Here is a 16,424-nt window from a genome sequence, read left to right on the forward strand (position 1 = left end):
AATATTATACTTCATAAAAAAAATTATTTTGGGTGGTATTTTTTGCCCTCCTTTCAGCCGTTTTATGTTTTATATACAAAACAATGTTTACCACTTAATAATAGTGTAAAGTTTTTCGAAAATTGAGTCAATAAAAAAATTCAATTTGTTTCGTTTACAAAATTACGTTTTATATACAAAACAAAAAAGCTTGCAGTTGCTGCAAGCTTTTACCCATTATTTTTATTTTTAAAGATGATATCCCATATAGCCTGATAACTTTTTTGAAATCTCAAGCACTTTTGGCAGCGCTACTTGTTCAATAAACTCATCATGGAATGTTGTCTCTGTTGCTACCACATTAATAGCCGCCATAATGCTGCCGGTTTTATCAAATATAGGTGCCGCTACTGATTGAATACCATGGTGAAGTTCTCCTCTTGTAATGGAGTATCCATTTCCCCTGATAATTTCAATTTCATTTTGAAAATCAGCCAGGGATGTTTTTGTCCGATCCGTATACGGCTTCAATTCGGATCCATAAAAAAGCTGTTTCAGCTTTTCCTGCGGCTGATAGGCAAGCAGCAATTTTCCATTTGCTGTTGCATGAGCCGGAAGCCTCAGTCCGATATTGACATTAATAGCGGATACTCCTCTTACAGGAGCACTGCCAACGTACACCACTTCATTCCCATCAAGAATGGATAAATGGCAGGAAGCCCCTGTTTCATCTCTTAATGTCTCCAAGTAAGGCTGGGCAATTTCCGGAAGTTTTAACGTACTTAAATAGGAAAAGCCCAATTCCAATACCTGGGGTGTTAAACTATATCTCTTTGAGTTTTCGTCCTGGTCAAGATAACCAAGCGATTGGAGAGTATACAATAATCGATACGGGACAGTTCGGCTTACATTCAATTCTTTTGCAATTTCAACCAGTGACAGAGTTGGACGCTCTTCATTAAATAGTTTTAAGATTTCCAGCCCCCGTACCAGAGCATTGGCATTATACCGCTCTTTCTCCTCTTTTGCCATGCAACTCACCCCCTGTTTACATTTTTACCAAAATAATAACAAAACCAGGATTGAAATAGGAAATATTTCACTATGGTTACCTTTCTGCTAATTCTTCTTTTTTGTATGCACCCTGAAGGAAATTCAAAATAAGGGCATTAAAGTAGTCCGGATCCTCCTGATAGCATAAATGTCCTGTTTTCGGAATGGTTTTCAGAATAGAATTAGGGATATACTGATGGAAAATTTCTGATTCGCTTACAGGGGTCACCCTATCCAATACCCCGCAAATTACAAGGACAGGAACAGAAATGGAAGGCAAAATATCCATTTGATTTAAATTTGAAAGTGAGAAGGCCACAGAGCGATAGCCAATCGGCCTTACCTGGGACATGATTCGTTCTGCTTCCTTCTTTACTTCTGGATCCGGGTTTGGCGCAAGGAGTTCTTTTACCCTCAATTGAGCCAACTCCTTTGGATCTAATGTGTTAATATTATGTAAGCGGTTTTTCAGCTTTCTTTCGTTTTCCTCATGACTCTGCCCCGCGGCACCGCGGGTGGCATCGGCAATAATTAGCCTTGTCACCATATCAGGATAACGGCTGCAGAAATCAAGAGCAATGGCTGAACCCATTGAATGTCCTAAAAGATTAACAGTTTTATAATGCAAACCGTCAATAAAGCCCTTTAACACATCAGCAAATTGGCTGAACTGTGTAAATTCCTCCCCAGGATCAGAACTCTTGCCATAGCCGGGAGCATCCCAGGCTATAACAGTAAATTCCGTGCTAAGCCCTTCCAGCTGCTTTTTCCAGGATTGTGAATTGTTTCCCAGCCCATGAAGAATAACGAGCGGTTCACCATTTCCTTCTACTTCATAATGAATCGTTAAGTCATTCACATCAATAAATGGCATTTTATAACCTCCACACATGTTTGTTTTGTAAGTAAAACATCGTTTCGGTTACCCTTATCATAAATCATATTTTGGAATAGTCAACAGAATAGTCAAAAAATATCTTACCATTAGTAAATTACACCAGTCCATGGTTATCACATTCTGTACCAACAATAAAAACCCGATCATTTTAAGAACGGGTTCCTAATTTTGCAGCTGTGTTTCTAAGTGTTACTTATTGCCCTTGTGCACCATTTGATGTAACTCTGCGTACGTGATCTTCTTCGAAGTTGTTTTTTCTGGCCTCTTTCACTTTATCGTCCAATAATTCCTTTTGGTCAACTTGATCAGATGGCGTATTGTTTTTCTTGGACACGTTAAATAACCCCCTGTAAAAAATTTTGGTACCCGCTTAGTTTGAATGATTTTAGAAAAAAATAAACATGAATATTCATAGACGCAGCTATTAAGTACACATTAACTGATAGTATTTCAACCAATAAACCAACTGTTATGCTAATTGTAAACTTCATTTTTTTCAGGTTGACAAACATTTTTGTTAACCATAAAATAAAAACAGTTAACCTATTAATCTGAATTGGAGAGGTATTATGAAAGTTAAAGAGATGACATACGTGGCTTTATTTGCAGCAGTAATGGGAGCACTCGGGCTTGTTCCACCAATCATGCTATCTTTTACACCCGTTCCGATTACGTTACAGACACTCGGTGTCCTTTTGGCAGGCGGTATTTTAGGTGCCAGACTTGGCGGAATCAGCATGGCCGTGTTTTTGCTGCTGGTTGCTGCCGGAGCTCCATTATTATCGGGCGGACGCGGCGGCATTGGTGTTTTCTTCGGTCCCAGCGCCGGCTATTTAATTTCCTACCCGGTAACAGCTTTTTTTATCGGCTATTTACTTTCACACTTCAAAACTTTAAAATTAATGAATATCCTTCTTATAAATCTGACTGTCGGAATATTCCTAATCTATCTGTTTGGCATTCCTGTACAGGCCTTTATGATGAATATTCCTCTGTCAGAAGCTATTAAATTAAGCCTGGTTTATATCCCGGGAGATGTATTGAAAGCCACTCTTGCCTCATTCCTGGTATTCAGACTGCTTAAGCATCCGATTATCAATAAGCAATTTTCTAAATCTCTGGAGACACTTTAAAGTGTCTCCTTTTCCATAAGGAGATGTCCAAATCCATGATGAATATTACAGCAAATATAGAGAAGTTCGCCGAAGGTTCGCCGAATAAAGCAGCGATTATTACGAAAGACGAGTCTTTAAACTATAAAGACTGGAACACTCTCGTATGCAAAACCGCCAATTGGCTAAAGTCTTTTTCATTTGAAAATAAGACAGCGGGATTTCTTCTGCCAAATGGGATTCCATTTTTGCAATTATTCACAGGTGCCTCCATGGCTGGATGGACAGCTGTTCCTTACGACCTTAAATGGAAGGCCGAGGAACTTAATGAGCGGATCAGGATTTCCAGCCCTTCTATTATAATCACAGTTAAAGAATACTATGACCAGGTATCCAGCATGCACCCTTTCGTCCTTGTCTGGGATGATGCATTTATGAAGATTGGCGGACAAAATAATTCGTTTAACATCGATTATAAAAGCAACAAACCATTTTATATGGGTTTTACTTCAGGTACGACCGGCAGTCCAAAGGCATTTATCCGCTCCCAAAGATCCTGGGCTGCCAGCTTCAGGGTTAATGAGCATGATTTTAAAATGGATGAAAAGGAACATGTCCTGATTCCAGGGTCACTCATCCACTCTCATTTTTTGTATGGCGCGGTTAGTACCCTGTGTACAGGCGGAACAGTTTACCTGCTGGATAAATTCAATGCAGCCCAGGCCCTATTGTGTATTGAGAAGCAGCCAATCACCGCACTTTATACAGTTCCGACAATGGTGTCAGCTATTTTAAAAGAAAAAAGAATCATAGAGAAGCCGGTCAAAATTATTTCTTCGGGAGCAAAATGGGACGAAGAATCAAAACAAGAAATCAGCAAAATGTTTCCTAAGCTTTCCATGACTGAGTTTTATGGGGCAAGCGAATTAAGTTATGTGACCTTTCATGCAGAAGTCCGAAAGGCGGAATCAGTCGGGAAGCCTTGCCATGGAGTTGAAATCGAAATCAGAGGTACAAAGGGTGATAAGCTCGCTCCCTATGAAATTGGGAAAATATATGTCAGGAGCGATCTTATTTTCGATGGTTACCTATTAAATGGCGCAATACATACGATACAGGATCAAGATGGCTGGGCAACTGTTGATGATATGGGCTATGTTGATGAAGAAGGATATTTATACATCAGCGGGCGGGAAAAGAACATGATTTTATATGGAGCCATTAATATCTTCCCTGAAGAAATCGAAAAGGTAATCAGCCTTCATCCTGCAGTCGAGGAGGTTGCTGTAATGGGTGTAAAGGATCCATACTGGGGCGAAATTGCTGTGGCAGTCATCAAAGGCAAAACAGATGCTCTTGAGTTAAAGCGCCTATGCAAAAATCATCTGGCATCCTACAAAATCCCGCGCAATTGGATCTTCACTGAAGAAATGCCTTACACAGCCGGCGGAAAAATTGCCCGCGCGGAGCTAAGGGAATCCATCGAACGGAAGGTGATCAGCCATTAAAAAAGCAGTAATTGTACAGGCAAAAAGAACACCTATCGGAAAAGCAAATGGGATGCTTAAAGACTATGAGCCGCATGAACTTGCTGCCCCGCTGCTAAAATATCTGGCGGAAGGCCTGGAAGAAAAAATTGATGATGTCATTTTAGGCAATGTCGTGGGACCTGGCGGCAATATTGCCCGCTTGTCTGCATTGGAAGCAGGACTCCCTCTTTCCGTCCCGGGTTTAACGCTGGACAGGCAATGCAGTGCGGGTCTTGAAGCCATTAGGCTGGCAAGCTATCTTATCCAGGGAGGTGCAGGTACTTGTTATATAGCAGGTGGTACGGAAAGTGCCAGCACCTCCCCATTTACCAAAAGAGCCCGCTTCTCCCCCGACAAAATCGGAGACCCTGATATGGGTGCCGCAGCGGAAAATGTAGCCGAAAAGTGCAGCATATCAAAGGAAGCTCAGGATACATATGCACTATTAAGCTATGAACGGAGCTGGAAAGCTTTTGAAAGTGGACTAATGGGAGACGAGCTGATTCCCTTTGGAAGCCATTCACATGATGAAGAGTTTTTTAAAAAAAGAAAAATGGATACTCTATTAAAACGAGCCAAACCGATATTTAAAAAGGATGGCACTGTAACAGCAGCCAACAGCTGCGGCATCCATGACGGGGCAGCTGCTGTTTTGGTGATGGAGGAAGAAACAGCAATTAAAAATGGCTACAAACCCATTCTGCGTTTTGCTGATAGTGCCGTTGCTGGTGTACACCCCAACTATCCGGGATTTGCGCCTGTTCCAGCCATACAGTCGATCCTGGAAAGAAATTATTTAACCATTGACGATATTGATTTAATAGAAATTAATGAAGCATTCGCCTCAAAAATTACAGCATGTGCCAATGAGCTTTCCATTCCATATGAAAAACTGAACGTTAATGGAGGGGCTTTAACAGTTGGCCACCCCTATGGAGCGTCAGGTGCTGTGTTGGTTACAAAATTATTTTATGATGTGCAGCGAAGACGTTCTTGCAAATATGTATTAGCTGCCATTGGAAGCGGAGGCGGAGTTGGTGCTGCTATTTTGTTTGAAGCAGTTTGTTGAAAGCTTGAAGGATGGCCTGGAAAAGTGTGATTCCAGGTTATTTTTCGGCTTGAAATCTGGCAGAATCCGACGTATTAGCACAATTTTATCAACTGCTAGCAGATTGATAGTCGACAAATATCATCTGATATCACAATGATAACCATGCTTTTTCTCTTTTTTTGCAAAATATGCAGCTTATTCACCTGCCTGAATGATCACATATGCGCCAAGAACTGCACCAATGAATTCAAGCCATCCTCCTGCAGCCAGCAGGACTCTTTTTTGAATGCTCTTTTCATCTTCTATAAGAATTCCTATAGCGTCGAGGATAGCAGATACCGAAATCAATGAGTAACTCAGAGTTTCTAGATTGCTGAGCAGATTGTTTTCATCGTTTTCAACTCCCGCAGCTTCCAATGCTGCACCCATGGATTGAATGGTACTGCCCAGTGAATTAAAGCCTGACACAGAAATTGATGGATTTTGAATTTCAATATTATTTGCAGCCGTGTTGATGGAATTCCCGCCTGCCTGCGTAAAGCTCCCAATAATTCCATATAAATTAGCTGTTTCATTTCCCTCAGCTAGGCTTATCCTTCCAAATCCCTGGAGGCTATTGCCAACCGCCTGAACACCATTTCCGTCCCGTATTAATTTTTTGTTCACATTGTTTACATCCGGCTTCATGGTTTCGCCAATCGCAGAAATAAATGTGCCTGCAACCAGAAAATAAGCACCGACAGTTAATAGATCATCTCCTTCCAGATACATGATTACCCCTCTCTAATTAACTTTTTCTTTAGCAACAAAAGATTTTGAGTTCGGATCATTGCTTTCATCACTGCTTCCAGAAGAAATCTCCTGATTCTCCTCTTGAAGCTGGCCAATCAGTGATAAAACAGAACCAACTGCCTGTATCCAGCTTCCTGCGGCAATAATATTATTTGCGCTATCTCCAGATTCTCCCCTCTCTTTTTCCCTGAGATTTATAGTCCCCCCTATTGCCTGCAGGGAATTGCCAATCGCCTGAAGCAGGTTGCCGTATATATTAAAAAGCTGTCCTGCTGCAGTGGGATCTTCAAATTCGTCTCCAAGTGCAGTTGCCCCGCCAAGTGCCTGAATCCAGTTCCCTGCAATCACTAATTTATCTTCATTTTCTTCCTCTAAATCTAAAATTAATCCTGCAATGACTGTAATGTTTCCAATAGCCTGTATCTCATTGCCGGCCTTTTCAAGAGATGGTTCACTCTGTCCTTCTGCTTCGAGAGCATTTCCTGTTGCCTGGAGGCTATTCCCCACAATATCGAGGCCATCAAATAGTTTTTCCATTTTTTTTGACTTTGCGGGTATGGTTGAGACAGCTGAAATGATTGTACCAATGGCAGCTAAAGCGGCCCCGATTATCTCTTTTAGTTGATTGTCCATAACATACTCCTTAGCTGACGTATGTTAAATTATATTCAATAAATAAATAATGGGTACGAAGTTTAGGATTGACGAGAGGGAGTTCCGGTGTATAAGTATAGAAACTGAGATTTGTATCAGGGCAGCATCTAAAGTTTTGGCGTCCACGCAGTGTTTTATGGATTAAATCTTCATTTGTTTGAGTAAAATATTCACCTTATAGTTATTCACTAATTCTTCCCATTACCATGGTGCTGTAATAGTTGCCATCAGACAGCTGCTTATCCATTTTTAATACCCCTTCAATTTCAAAGCCATTTTGCTCGTATAGCTTAATCGCTTTCTCATTTGTCTCAAGGACATTTAAGGTAATTTTCTTAATTTGATTAGAGTCCGCCCATTGAATAGACTGAGCTAAAAGGTTTTTTCCAATTGCAAAGCCCCAGAATTCCTTGAGCACACATACACCAAATTCCACTTTGTGTCTGCTTCGTTTCAGTTCACTGCCTTCACACCTGGAGAAGCCTGCAATTCTTCCATTCACCTCAGCAACCAGGAAAATATTCCGGTCACTAATCGAATCTTTATTAACTAACTCTATAAAGCCTATTTCATCTATATATGCTTCACCTGCTTCCCGGTCCATGTTCTCCGTTTCACCATCAATCTGCACCCTTATTTTAGACAGTTCCTTTGCATCTTCCTCGACAGCAGATCTTATCATATAGTTCAAATTTTTAACTATGTATTGTTTTGGTTTTATAATCATTAAAATCCGCCCTCTTTTCTCAAATAGTTATCTATGACAATGAACTGAACTATGTGGTTCATTAAAAATAAGCCAATTCCTCATCCATAGAGGAATGGCTCATCCAAACATTTATTTGTTAATGACAAGCAAAGATTTTTCATCCACTTCAATTTTTTCGATATCAAAGTCATGAAGGTTAATACAGTCTTTGTATTCAGGTCCCTCCGATTCGTCGCCAACCCAGCAGGTATATAATTCACAATAATCTCCTGATGCAAGGTGCTGATCTAAAAAAGCACATAGTGATTTAAAACCTTTTTGTCCTTCTTCGTGACCTTTTGGATAAGACTGTTTGTAGTATTTATTAAACCAAATACTGCCGTGCTGCCTGGAAGTTACTTCGTAGATATATTTTGCTGATAAATGTTTATGTACCTCTGCTCTCATTTCTTCATCAGAGAAGAAGTCACCTACAATGATTTCATTATCACTCTCAGGATCACTAGCTGGCAATATAGAATTACAGCCAAGATAATTAACGATGCTCATCAATTAACTCCTATTTTATAGAAGGTTGCTATTTTTCTGCCCGAATCAATGCTCGCCCTCTGTATAGATTTGAAAATGCACTCCGAATTTGTCGATGACACTTCCATATGCAGGACTGAAGAATGTTTCCTGAAGAGGCATGGTCACTTCCCCGTCCTGCTTAAGTGCATCATAAAATTTCTTCGATTTTACAGGATCTGACGTTGAAAGACAAATGGTCACCTGATTTCCTGTTTGATGATTCTGGCCCGGGAATGTATCGCTAAACATTAGTTCGTTCTCCCCAACCTTTACAGTTGCATGCATAATTCGGTTCTTTGCTTCTTCAGGCAGCGGATATTCAGGGTTATCGGGACCTTCTCCAAATGTTTGCTTATACATAACCTCCGCTTCCAGCGCTTCTTTGTAAAATTCAATTGCTTCATTCGCATTTCCGTCCATCACCAAATAAGGAATCACTCTTACTGTCATTTTCATCAGCTCCCTAATATTTTCATTTTTCTTAACATTTATTGCAAGTTTGATTTTACTACGAGGAACAAATGTTCGCAACTATTTTTTAAAAAAACGGGTCTATTTTTATCACTAAGTCTATATTTTATAGAAATGGTGCAGGAACTTGTACCACATTCCATAGACAAAGGTGAGATGAGAATGTTTACAGTGTATTATCTTGATGGGAAAAATGTTTTATTAAATCAGCTCCGCAAAAGTGTTCCAAATGAAGGAGAAGAGGTCAAAATCAAAGGACGGAAAGGCAAAGTAACCAGTGTCACGTCAGTAGATGAAAGTAAAATTCATGTACAGGTAGAGCTTGAAAGTGTTAACAAAGCGAAGCTGGCAGCAGAGGATGATAAAAAGAAAAGGAAGAAGCGATGAGAAAAACCCGCACCTTGTCTGCGGGTTTTCCATGTTAATGCAGGGTTGCTCTGATCTCCTGCATTTTTTTTCTGACCAGAGGATAAAAGTTTTTCTTAGCGCTGGCAGTCGAATTCCCGCCAAAAAATTCAGTGCCGGGGCAGGTTTTTACGGTATGCCCATGGCTGTTATCCAGCACCCTCTCACCCGAGTTTATATCCCACCAATGGTGATAGGTGATGCTGTCAATGGATGGCGCCAGGCCATATTTCAGCATCAGGAGCGCCGTGACAGTCACGATCGTTTCTTTTTGTTCACCCGTCATTTGATTGGAATCAAAATCGCCGAGATTTTCGATCGCTATCGCATCTGCTTCGATTTTGTGCATCGCTTCTTTATTCTGCAGGCCGAATGATCCTTCAGGAGCCACGTCGAACGGCCTTCCCACAGCCACTTTTCCATCGGGGAAAGTGGTCAGCTGCTGGCTGATCATGCTCCACTTCATTCCGCTTACGTGATATTCCTCCATCCCCTTCATGATCGCAAAATGATTTGTGCCATTGAACTGTTTGTATGATGGCTGATAGGTGTGATGCTGCTGAACCTTCGCCACTTTTCTCGTAAATTTCTGATTGAAAATCCAATCCCGGAATTCCTCTCTTGTCATGAGGACGAACTTTCCATCCATGGCTAACTTTTTTGGGATAATTTTTAGTTTTTGCCCGGTATTTATAGCGTTGGAGGATAGTCCATTTGCTGCCTTAATAATTGCCACACTTGAATCATATTTTTCCGCCAGCTTCCAGAGTGTATCTCCGGGTGCCACTTTGTACATGATCGGGACACGAAGCTTTTGCCCGATTAAAAGCCTGTCTGACTGCAGGCCGTTAAATAGTTTTAAGTCCCCTGCAGTTGATCCGTATTTTTTTGCAATCAATGTCAAGGTATCCCCTTGTTTTACATCATAAATATTGCGGGGATTGTTTTCGGCATGTGCAGCGCTCCAATTCAATTGCCAGAACACTGCGAGACTGAGGAAAAGAAAAATGCATTTTTTCATACTCAATGTCCTTTCCATTCGATTTTTATTATTTTTGTATAACTAAAGAAAATTATCCTCTTTTTTTGGCATGATAAAAGAATCTGCAGGGTATTTTCTATAGCAGAATAAAAGAAATGCAAGGTGAGAGTCAGCATGAAAAACCAATACTTCTCAGAAATTTGCGTACCGATTCAAACTCCATATGGGTTTAAACCAGCAGAAAGAGAACAATTTGATTTTACGTTCGACCGTAAAGACCGTTTTAATGATTACAGGGTAGAAATTGATGGGCAGGATTATGATATCAGCCTGGATGACAATGGCCAGTGGTATTTTTTCACTTCATTTGTATGTGATTCATTTGATGAGCTTAAGCTTTCCAGGCAGATTTTCAGGCCGCCCTATTTAAAAAATGTGGAATTGCGTTTAGTGGATTTAATGGAAAATGCAGATATCCGGGCTCTTTATGAAGGTCATGACAAAGCGTACGGACATGCACTTGCTCTTACAGATAACCTGTCATCTGTCCCAGCATCTAGGCAGGCAAGCCTTGCTAATTATGATGGCTCAGATGACCCCACAATAATAAAAAGGATCCATTACATTCAAAATGAATACAAAGGAGAGATCACCCGGTTTATTTCCGGCTTTGAAACCCGTTCTTTTGCAACCTATACAGAAAATGAATACTACGCAAGGGAAATTCACCTGCCGAATAATGCAAGAACTTATTTGAAGCTGTTTGTTTACTTTTCCAGATATGGCACTCTTCCTTCACAGCAAATGATGCCTCGGTTCCTGGCGAATTTATGGGCGTCTGCACAGAGTTTGAATACAGCAGCCAATCCCGCACTCTACAAACAGCAAGCCATAGATTAAAACAGGGATTTTCATTTTTCGGCAATAAAAGCCATGATACGACCGCTGCGCGCAAGAATAGTCTAATCCTGCGCTTTCCCGAGAAATATGAAAAGCGGGGAATATTTCCCCGCTCAATTGCCGTCTGTTATTTCTTTCAATATTTCATAAGAACGTTTTTGTTTTTCTTCATCATAAATATAAGAAACCGCCATGATTTCGTCCACATTATACATACTCTGGAACTGCTCCAGCTGCCCTTTGACTGTTTCTTTGCTGCCCATCAGGGTGACGCTCGACATCCCCTCTGCCGCTTCCTTCTCCATTGGGTTCCAGATAGAGTCCAGATCCTCGACCGGAGGGCTTAATTTCATGGAAGTTCCTCTGACAACATTCAGGAAAAACTGTTTCATAGTGGTTGACAGGAATTCAGCTTCCTCATCCGTTTCTGCAGCAATGACATTTAAGCAGATCATCATATATGGCTTATCCAGATATTGTGAAGGCTTAAAGTTGGCACGGTAGATCCGGATGGCGTCCTCCATCCACCTTGGAGCAAAGTGTGAAGCAAACACATATGGAAGCCCCAGCTCAGCAGCCAAATACGCTGAATCTGTCGAAGAACCAAGGATATAAATAGGAATGTTCGTCTCAACCCCCGGGTGTGCTTTTACATAACTCTGCTCCTCTAAAGGACCAAAGTATGTCAGCAGCTGCTTCACATCCTCAGGAAATGTATAAACAGAATCATTTTTTGAACGGCGAAGCGCATTAGCCGTCATCATATCCGTGCCAGGTGCCCTTCCGAGGCCCAAATCGACCCGATCCGGATAAATGGTTGCCATCGTGCCGAATTGCTCGGCAACCACTAATGGCGCATGGTTCGGCAGCATTATTCCGCCGGAGCCTATGCGAATCGTTTTAGTATGCTCCAATGCATGTTTTATTAAAATTGCCGTGGCAGAACTAACCAGTGTCGGGGTATTATGGTGCTCCGCTATCCAATAGCGTTTGTAGCCCATTTCCTCTGTTGCCTGGGCCAGATCAACAAGATCTTCGATGGCCTGCCTGCTGTCCTTCCCCTCTCGTATCGGGGCAAGGTTTAAAACAGAAACAGGTATTTGTATATTGGTCATTTTATAATCTCCTTCATGAAGAATTGACTTTATTTTAACAACCGAAATAAATTTAGGAAAATATAATGCTTAGTGTGGGCAAAATTACTGCGGAGAATTTATTAAAATTTGAAATGGCAGTGGTTATGAGCGATTTTTGCTTTTTATGAGCGAAAATTTTATTTTATGAGCGATTTTCTTTGGATTATGAGCGAAAAACTTATTTTATGAGCGATTTCCTTCGGTTTATGAGCGAATACCAAATTTCCTCAAAGAAATCATGTCCTGCCGCACCCAAGCCTAAGCAAGAAAAAACCAGCCCCTGTGAAAGGGACTGGCTCTCAGCTCACTCTTAATGGTTCTTCATTTTCAGCAGAAACACTGGTTTTTGCCGGTTTTTTCTTACTCAAAGCCAGCAGCAGAATCATGCCAAAGATACAGGCAGTACCAGCCCATTGATATAGTCCGAATGGTTCGTTCAGCCAGATAACCGTAGTAAATACTGCGGCAAGCGGCTCGAGGCTGCTTAAAAGACTGGTTTCCGTTGGAGACAGCGTTTGGAGACTTTCAATATAGAACCAGAAGGCAAGCATCGTTCCAAAAATAATAACGAAGACCAAATAAAGGTAACCCTCAGCCGTTAAGCTCCTAAAATCCATTTGCCATGGGGGGTGGATGAAACTCAATGCAAATCCGCCAATCACCATCGCCCAGCCAACCACGACAAGGGAATCATACTCCTTGAGCAGCGGGACGGCATACAACGTATAAAACGCCAGTGCCACACCAGATAGAACTCCCCATACAATCGCAGGTGACGGTACGGACAGCTGAGAAACAGAACCATTTGTCAATAGAAGAAAGCACCCCGCTATAGCAAGGGACACGGTCACCAAATCCTGTCTTGTAAACACCGTTTGCTTACGCAGGACCAGGTAAATGATAATCATAGCTGGTGCCAGATATTGAAGCAGCGTGGCAACAGCCGCATTGCCATGATGAATGGAAGCCATATAGGTGTACTGTACGGCCAGCATTCCCGCCAGGCCAAAGATCAAAAGCATGGCAGCTGCTTTTTTATTTTTCCACACTCCAAATACCTGTGAGCGATCTTTCAGTAAAAATTGAACGGCCAAAAGAAGAACACCTGCGACCAGAAGCCGGGCTGTGACAAGCCAATCAACAGAGATTCCAAATTCCTGAAAAAGCTTTTGGGCAACTGTTCCTCCAACTCCCCAGAATGAAGCCCCAAAAATAACAAGCAATAAACCCGTACTCCTTGAACGTCCTTTCATGTTGATTCCACCTTAAATATAATAATAGTGTTATAATAAACCAAATTCTGTGATAAAAATAGCTGGATATCATAAAAAAGTATAACAATATTGAGGTGGCTTTTTTGCAGATTAAAGACTTTAAAGTGGATGAACGCCTGAAAGAATTAACGAGCCACAGGACGGTGGTGATGCCTGTCGCCTGCTACGAAACGAAGATTGCAGATAATATCCAAGGCAAAATCCCTTTGCACTGGCATGAGGAGATTCAATTTATCCTGTCAGTAAAAGGCGAAGCTATTGTCCAAATCAATGAGGAAAAACTGGCAGTTAAAGAAGGTGAAGGCATTTTCATTAATAGCGGCTGTCTCCATTCGGCCGAGGACTTAAACGGAGATTGCGTTTATATTTGTTTAAATGTCTCCCCTCATTTCCTGCTTCCCCAGGAATTATACAGCAGTTATATTTATCCATATATATCAGCAACAAATCTTCCATACATCATCCTGAACCGCAGCGAGGATTGGGGAAAAAGCATATTAGAAAGCATCATAGAAATCAAGAAATTAATTAATGACAATCCTCCATTTTACGAGATTAACATAACCAGTTTGCTCACATTCATTTGGCAGCAGTTAATCAGGAACGGATTTCATTTGGAATACAGCCAGACTGAAGTTGAAAAGCATATGCGGATGAAGGCAATGCTGAATTGGATTCATCAGCATTTCGCTGAAAAAGTTACTCTTGCTGATATTGCCAAAGCCGGCAGGCTGAGTAATTCTGAATGCTGCAGATACTTTAAAAAAATCTTAAAGACGACACCCATTAACTACTTGATTCATTATCGCATACAAAAAAGTCTCCCCCTGCTGCAAGAAAGAGACTCGAATGTCACAGAAGTTGCCTTTAAAGCAGGATTCAACAGCAGCAGTTACTTTATTGAAAAATTCCGCAAGTCTATGAATATGACACCTTTAGCGTATAAAAAGAATCGAAATTATTGCAGCACATTAGGAAATGGCCATTGATTGTCCGAACTGTTCCTGGCCATGGGATGAAAAGTATGTGTTTATATCTATAGTCCGGCTGTCTATATTCAGAAAATACTCTTTCAGGTTTCCCTGAAAAACAATATGAAAATCTTCCATTTCCAAAAACTCATGCGGTATAACAAGTGAGGGCGGTTTAGTAAAATGGACAATCTCACTCCTCTGTAAGACAGTTGCTACAAATTGAGAGCAGAAAAAAGCATTATTTCTTGAGAGTTGCTTATTAAATATGATCGCAAATAGCCCCAGCAGATTATAGCCGTAATCGTCTTTTTCTGATTCTATCTTGTTTATGAATGCTTTAAGCTTATTCTGCTGTGCATCTGTAACAGAACAGCTAATGACTGTGCACCTTGAGTTACTAAAAAATTCTCCTCGGAAATTTTCTTTAACAAAACCGCCTATGAATGGATTTTTCGCCGTTTTTCTGCCAAAACTGTACACTTCTTTTAATTCAGGATCAATTGAGATAGAAGCATGATTATAAGGTTTTTTTGTATAAATCTTAATAAGCCGCGTAAATAACGTTCCGGTATCCGTAAGGAGTATATAGATTTTTTGATTAGACATAACGTATCTCCTTATCAAAAATATGATTATATTTTAATAATAAAGAGACACGTCTTTTTGGTTAAGAAGCCTGCGCTGTATATGGATATAGGACTTGAGACTTAAGGTTATTAATTTTCAAAGATAAAAATAAATTTAGATGTAGGAAAATGAAGTGTATGCCTAGAACTTTATGCAGTGAGCATGAAATGGAGGGTGAGTTTCTTGGAACAGACTATTTTTAACCATATGGAAACAGTGCGGGGCATTACTGAAAAATCGATTGAACGATTTCCTGAAGAAATGGCTGATATCATTCCAGAAGGGTTTAATAATAGTATCCGCTGGAATTTCGGTCACATTGCATTTGTACAGGAAAAGCTGGTCTTTGGAATATCAGGTGAAGAAATGAACGTCCCGATGAACTATGAACGGTTATTTGGCGCTGGAACAAAGCCTGCCGATTGGACCGATACACCGCCTTCATTCAAGGAAATTGCATCTGTCTTATCCGAACAAAAACCCAGAATAAAGACATTTCTTCATGATCGTTTTCACCAAAAACTGCCCAGCCCATATACAAATCGCGGTGGAATAACTTTTCACACAACTGGAGAGGCATTTCTATTTGGCTTTTATCATGAAGCGATGCATATGGAAACAATCAAACGCATCTATCGATCCATTTCTTCTAAATAAGGCAAGCATAAGACTAATTTAAAATGCATGGGGATTCAGCCAACATAACAACATGCAAGCTGGATCCTTCTTTTTTATAATATTATATTTCTCCGTTTTGCTGCAGCCAAGATTTTACATCGAACAGCCATAAATTCTGCCTGGACTTGCACCTCTGAGTATCTGACATACTATAAGAAAACGAAGCTGGAATTAATAAATATGTAAAAACTGTTGAGAAAGCAAATTCTCAACAGCTTTGACCATACCCTTAAATTCAGTTTACCAAGGACACCTATTTCTCCGTCTTCTATCATCATCATCTCTTCTGCGATCTCTTCTATCATCCTCGACAACAATAACCCTATTCGCACGGATAAACACATTATCCACATCAATATCTCTTCTTCTTCTGTCATCACGATCAAATGCACCTGCTACATCATCAAATCTTCTTCTTCCACATGACATCTAAATCACCTCCTTGTCCCATTTACTTTAAAATATGCATTGTTTGAAAGATTGCATGGATAATCACCCTGAATAAGAAATCTATTTTTTAATTGGGAAAAATTCATTTTTTCGCATTCCCTCTTCTGGTTCAGTTTTTTTATAAAAAACTCCCAAAATATTCATACTTTAGAATCGATTAAGTAGATCAAAGCATATGAA

General features: G+C 40.5%; 20 protein-coding genes. 7 read left to right on the forward strand and 13 right to left on the reverse strand.

Going from position 1 to position 16,424, the window contains the following annotated elements; genetic code table 11:
- Positions 1-228: 228 nt before the first annotated feature.
- The 3 genes from NAF01_RS13215 to NAF01_RS13225 form a co-directional block, all read right to left on the reverse strand.
- A complete protein-coding gene (locus NAF01_RS13215; RefSeq protein ID WP_197249776.1) occupies positions 229-1,011 on the reverse strand; it encodes an IclR family transcriptional regulator in 783 nt (260 codons plus the stop codon).
- A gap of 76 nt (positions 1,012-1,087) precedes the next feature.
- The gene (locus NAF01_RS13220; RefSeq protein WP_048009272.1) at positions 1,088-1,906 is read right to left on the reverse strand and encodes an alpha/beta fold hydrolase; all 819 of its coding nucleotides are present in this window, start codon (positions 1,904-1,906) and stop codon (positions 1,088-1,090) included.
- A 217-nt stretch (positions 1,907-2,123) separates the two neighbouring features.
- Positions 2,124-2,264 carry a hypothetical protein gene (locus NAF01_RS13225; protein ID WP_197087628.1) on the reverse strand — a complete coding sequence of 47 codons (141 nt, stop codon included), beginning with the start codon at positions 2,262-2,264 and terminating at the stop codon, positions 2,124-2,126.
- A 235-nt stretch (positions 2,265-2,499) separates the two neighbouring features.
- Between NAF01_RS13225 and NAF01_RS13230 the strand changes: the two genes are divergently transcribed.
- Genes NAF01_RS13230 through NAF01_RS13240 form a run of 3 tightly spaced genes read left to right on the forward strand, consistent with a single transcriptional unit; the run spans position 2,500 to position 5,640 of the window.
- A complete protein-coding gene (locus NAF01_RS13230) occupies positions 2,500-3,063 on the forward strand; it encodes a biotin transporter BioY (RefSeq protein ID WP_197215664.1) in 564 nt (187 codons plus the stop codon).
- A 38-nt stretch (positions 3,064-3,101) separates the two neighbouring features.
- Positions 3,102-4,550, forward strand: coding sequence for an AMP-binding protein (locus NAF01_RS13235; RefSeq protein ID WP_434964684.1), 1,449 nt, complete (start codon positions 3,102-3,104; stop codon positions 4,548-4,550).
- A complete protein-coding gene (locus NAF01_RS13240; protein WP_250802455.1) occupies positions 4,546-5,640 on the forward strand; it encodes an acetyl-CoA C-acyltransferase in 1,095 nt (364 codons plus the stop codon). The genes NAF01_RS13235 and NAF01_RS13240 overlap by 5 nt, the downstream gene beginning before the upstream one ends.
- A gap of 177 nt (positions 5,641-5,817) precedes the next feature.
- Here the strand turns inward: NAF01_RS13240 and NAF01_RS13245 are convergent, their stop codons facing one another.
- The 5 genes from NAF01_RS13245 to NAF01_RS13265 all read right to left on the reverse strand — a co-directional run bounded on the left by NAF01_RS13245 (position 5,818) and on the right by NAF01_RS13265 (position 8,797).
- Positions 5,818-6,393 carry a DUF6944 family repetitive protein gene (locus tag NAF01_RS13245; protein ID WP_250800410.1) on the reverse strand — a complete coding sequence of 192 codons (576 nt, stop codon included), beginning with the start codon at positions 6,391-6,393 and terminating at the stop codon, positions 5,818-5,820.
- A gap of 12 nt (positions 6,394-6,405) precedes the next feature.
- Positions 6,406-7,047 carry a DUF6944 family repetitive protein gene (locus tag NAF01_RS13250; RefSeq protein WP_250800411.1) on the reverse strand — a complete coding sequence of 214 codons (642 nt, stop codon included), beginning with the start codon at positions 7,045-7,047 and terminating at the stop codon, positions 6,406-6,408.
- A 202-nt stretch (positions 7,048-7,249) separates the two neighbouring features.
- Positions 7,250-7,795 carry a GNAT family N-acetyltransferase gene (locus NAF01_RS13255; RefSeq protein ID WP_226618095.1) on the reverse strand — a complete coding sequence of 182 codons (546 nt, stop codon included), beginning with the start codon at positions 7,793-7,795 and terminating at the stop codon, positions 7,250-7,252.
- 111 nt (positions 7,796-7,906) lie between these two features.
- The gene (locus NAF01_RS13260; RefSeq protein WP_197206730.1) at positions 7,907-8,326 is read right to left on the reverse strand and encodes a hypothetical protein; all 420 of its coding nucleotides are present in this window, start codon (positions 8,324-8,326) and stop codon (positions 7,907-7,909) included.
- A 45-nt stretch (positions 8,327-8,371) separates the two neighbouring features.
- On the reverse strand, positions 8,372-8,797 hold the full coding sequence (locus NAF01_RS13265) for a VOC family protein (RefSeq protein ID WP_226618094.1): 426 nt from the start codon (positions 8,795-8,797) through the stop codon (positions 8,372-8,374).
- 183 nt (positions 8,798-8,980) lie between these two features.
- Between NAF01_RS13265 and NAF01_RS13270 the strand changes: the two genes are divergently transcribed.
- Complete coding sequence (locus NAF01_RS13270) at positions 8,981-9,205, forward strand: hypothetical protein (protein WP_197215677.1); 225 nt, start codon at positions 8,981-8,983, stop codon at positions 9,203-9,205.
- A 34-nt stretch (positions 9,206-9,239) separates the two neighbouring features.
- On the opposite strand, the gene NAF01_RS13275 is transcribed toward NAF01_RS13270, so the two are convergent.
- Positions 9,240-10,121: a LysM peptidoglycan-binding domain-containing protein gene (locus tag NAF01_RS13275; RefSeq protein WP_413227228.1), complete on the reverse strand. Its 882-nt coding sequence runs from the start codon at positions 10,119-10,121 to the stop codon at positions 9,240-9,242.
- 258 nt (positions 10,122-10,379) lie between these two features.
- Here NAF01_RS13275 and NAF01_RS13280 point away from each other — a divergent pair, with 258 nt between their 5' ends.
- Entirely contained in the window at positions 10,380-11,105 is a 726-nt protein-coding gene (locus NAF01_RS13280; protein ID WP_226618092.1) for a hypothetical protein, read from the forward strand.
- A 113-nt stretch (positions 11,106-11,218) separates the two neighbouring features.
- On the opposite strand, the gene NAF01_RS13285 is transcribed toward NAF01_RS13280, so the two are convergent.
- Positions 11,219-12,220, reverse strand: a complete 1,002-nt coding sequence (locus tag NAF01_RS13285) for an LLM class flavin-dependent oxidoreductase (protein ID WP_197215686.1) — start codon at positions 12,218-12,220, stop codon at positions 11,219-11,221.
- A 320-nt stretch (positions 12,221-12,540) separates the two neighbouring features.
- Positions 12,541-13,494 carry a DMT family transporter gene (locus tag NAF01_RS13290; RefSeq protein WP_226618091.1) on the reverse strand — a complete coding sequence of 318 codons (954 nt, stop codon included), beginning with the start codon at positions 13,492-13,494 and terminating at the stop codon, positions 12,541-12,543.
- Positions 13,495-13,598: 104 nt separating this feature from the next.
- Between NAF01_RS13290 and NAF01_RS13295 the strand changes: the two genes are divergently transcribed.
- Positions 13,599-14,504 carry an AraC family transcriptional regulator gene (locus tag NAF01_RS13295; protein WP_250800413.1) on the forward strand — a complete coding sequence of 302 codons (906 nt, stop codon included), beginning with the start codon at positions 13,599-13,601 and terminating at the stop codon, positions 14,502-14,504.
- Here NAF01_RS13295 and NAF01_RS13300 read toward each other — a convergent pair.
- Complete coding sequence (locus NAF01_RS13300) at positions 14,487-15,095, reverse strand: hypothetical protein (RefSeq protein WP_250800415.1); 609 nt, start codon at positions 15,093-15,095, stop codon at positions 14,487-14,489. The two genes, NAF01_RS13295 and NAF01_RS13300, sit on opposite strands and share 18 nt — an antisense overlap.
- 204 nt (positions 15,096-15,299) lie before the next feature.
- On the opposite strand from NAF01_RS13300, the gene NAF01_RS13305 reads away from it, so the two are divergent.
- Positions 15,300-15,773, forward strand: coding sequence for a DinB family protein (locus tag NAF01_RS13305; protein WP_197249767.1), 474 nt, complete (start codon positions 15,300-15,302; stop codon positions 15,771-15,773).
- Positions 15,774-16,034: 261 nt separating this feature from the next.
- Here NAF01_RS13305 and NAF01_RS13310 read toward each other — a convergent pair whose 3' ends face one another.
- Positions 16,035-16,223 carry a hypothetical protein gene (locus tag NAF01_RS13310; RefSeq protein ID WP_048009257.1) on the reverse strand — a complete coding sequence of 63 codons (189 nt, stop codon included), beginning with the start codon at positions 16,221-16,223 and terminating at the stop codon, positions 16,035-16,037.
- Between the last annotated feature and the right edge of the window lie 201 nt (positions 16,224-16,424).

The sequence above is a fragment of the Cytobacillus firmus genome (genome assembly GCF_023657595.1).
Classification (GTDB): Bacteria; Bacillota; Bacilli; order Bacillales; family Cytobacillaceae; genus Cytobacillus; species Cytobacillus firmus_B.

Bases quoted from the DNA above. Each gene is read 5' to 3' on its own strand.
- NAF01_RS13215 (WP_197249776.1), bottom strand. From the start codon at position 1,011: ATGGCAAAAGAGGAGAAAGAGCGGTATAATGCCAATGCTCTGGTACGG.
- NAF01_RS13220 (WP_048009272.1), bottom strand. From the start codon at position 1,906: ATGCCATTTATTGATGTGAATGACTTAACGATTCATTATGAAGTAGAA.
- NAF01_RS13230 (WP_197215664.1), top strand. From the start codon at position 2,500: ATGAAAGTTAAAGAGATGACATACGTGGCTTTATTTGCAGCAGTAATG.
- NAF01_RS13235 (WP_434964684.1), top strand. From the start codon at position 3,102: ATGAATATTACAGCAAATATAGAGAAGTTCGCCGAAGGTTCGCCGAAT.
- NAF01_RS13245 (WP_250800410.1), bottom strand. From the start codon at position 6,393: ATGTATCTGGAAGGAGATGATCTATTAACTGTCGGTGCTTATTTTCTG.
- NAF01_RS13250 (WP_250800411.1), bottom strand. From the start codon at position 7,047: ATGGACAATCAACTAAAAGAGATAATCGGGGCCGCTTTAGCTGCCATT.
- NAF01_RS13255 (WP_226618095.1), bottom strand. From the start codon at position 7,795: ATGATTATAAAACCAAAACAATACATAGTTAAAAATTTGAACTATATG.
- NAF01_RS13260 (WP_197206730.1), bottom strand. From the start codon at position 8,326: ATGAGCATCGTTAATTATCTTGGCTGTAATTCTATATTGCCAGCTAGT.
- NAF01_RS13265 (WP_226618094.1), bottom strand. From the start codon at position 8,797: ATGACAGTAAGAGTGATTCCTTATTTGGTGATGGACGGAAATGCGAAT.
- NAF01_RS13270 (WP_197215677.1), top strand. From the start codon at position 8,981: ATGTTTACAGTGTATTATCTTGATGGGAAAAATGTTTTATTAAATCAG.
- NAF01_RS13280 (WP_226618092.1), top strand. From the start codon at position 10,380: ATGAAAAACCAATACTTCTCAGAAATTTGCGTACCGATTCAAACTCCA.
- NAF01_RS13285 (WP_197215686.1), bottom strand. From the start codon at position 12,220: ATGACCAATATACAAATACCTGTTTCTGTTTTAAACCTTGCCCCGATA.
- NAF01_RS13290 (WP_226618091.1), bottom strand. From the start codon at position 13,494: ATGAAAGGACGTTCAAGGAGTACGGGTTTATTGCTTGTTATTTTTGGG.
- NAF01_RS13300 (WP_250800415.1), bottom strand. From the start codon at position 15,095: ATGTCTAATCAAAAAATCTATATACTCCTTACGGATACCGGAACGTTA.
- NAF01_RS13310 (WP_048009257.1), bottom strand. From the start codon at position 16,223: ATGTCATGTGGAAGAAGAAGATTTGATGATGTAGCAGGTGCATTTGAT.